The 1,619-nt window shown below is 65.8% G+C and carries 1 protein-coding gene; it reads right to left on the bottom strand.

The features are described from left to right. The coding region (locus tag AC1DU6_RS30445) for a 3-(methylthio)propionyl-CoA ligase (protein ID WP_477861810.1) at positions 1–1,396 on the bottom strand (1,396 nt) is incomplete at its 3' end. Positions 1,397–1,619 lie beyond the last annotated feature (223 nt).

Here is a 1,619-nt window from a genome sequence, read left to right on the forward strand (position 1 = left end):
CGGCCGGGTGGGCCATCGCGATGTTCTCGAGATCGATGGAGCTGATCCATTCGCCRCCGGACTTGATGACGTCCTTGSWGCGGTCRGTGATCTGCATGWAGCCGTCGGCGTCGATGGTGGCCACGTCACCGGTCGGAAACCAGCCTGGCTCGCCATCCACACTCACCAGGGGCGACTCGTCGTGGTTGTAGTACTGGGCGATCACCCAGTGGCCACGCACGACCAGATTGCCCGAGCTCTGGCCGTCCCAGGGCAGGGAGCGGCCTTCGTCGTCGATGACGGCCATGTCCACGCCGTAGATGACGCGGCCCTGCTTCTCCAGCAGGCGCTGCTGCTGTTCGGGTGGCAGGTCGAGCTGGCGTGTCGTCAACTTGGACAGCGTGCCCAGCGGCGACATCTCGGTCATGCCCCAGGCATGGATGACCTCGACGCCGTAGTCCTGCTGCAGCGACTTCATCATCGCCGGCGGGCAGGCCGAGCCACCGATGACGGTGCGCTTGAAGGTCGAGAACTTCAGGTTGTTGGCCTTGACGTAGTTCAGCAGGCCCAGCCAGACGGTGGGCACGCCGGCGCTGAAAGACACCTTCTCGCCCTCGAACAGCTCATACAGGCTCTTGCCGTCCAGATGCGGGCCGGGCAGCACGAACTTGCAGCCGACGATGGCCGCGCTGTACGGCAGGCCCCAGGCGTTGACATGAAACATCGGCACGACGGGCAGGATGACGTCGCGGCTGGAGCAGTCCATCGCGTCCGGCAGCGCGGCRGCGTAGGCATGCAGCACCGTCGAGCGGTGGCTGTAGATGGCGCCCTTGGGGTTGCCGGTGGTGCCAGACGTGTAACAGATGCTGGAGGCGGTGTTCTCGTCAAATTGCGGCCAGGCGTAGTCGCCGGTCTCGGCGGCCAGCAGGTCGTCAAAGCACAGCAGGTTCGGGATGCCACTGCTTGCTGGCATGTGGGCACGCGAGGTCATCAGCACGAAGTGCTGAACGCTCTTCAGCAGCGGCGCAATCTTCTCGACCAGCGGCAGGAAGGTGGCGTCAAAACAGAGGATGCGGTCCTGCGCGTCGTTGGCAATCCAGACGATCTGCTCGGGGAAGAGGCGCGGGTTGATCGTGTGGCAGACCAGCGCGGAGCCCGAACTGCCGTAGTAGATCTCCATGTGGCGGTGGCCATTCCAGGCCAGCGTCGCGACGCGGTCGCCGGGCTCGCAACCCAGGCGTGCAAATGCCTGCGCGGCCTGGCGCGAACGCCGCGCCAGCTCGCGCCAATTGCTGCGGTGCAGGTCGCCCTCGACCCGCTTGCTGACGATCTCGGTCTCGCCCGAATGCCGCTCGGCGTGCTTCAGCAGCGACGAGATCAGCAGCGGATCCGACATCATCCGGCCCATCAATGCCATGGTTGTCTCCTGGCGGTCTTGTAGAACCTGTTTGCAGTCTCCCCATGGCGCCCGCAAGGCAGCACAGGGTCGCAATCAAGGCGCGCGCCGCCGGTCGGGCTCTTGCCCGACCCAGGTGCGCAACGCCGAGTGCGGCCCTGTGCTGCCTTGCCCTCAGGGTTGCCCCGCAAAGGCAGCGTCTGCGGCGTTGCAAATCCTCGCCGGGCAACCAGCCCGACTGCGG

It is taken from the genome of Roseateles sp. P5_B10 (assembly GCF_056400485.1).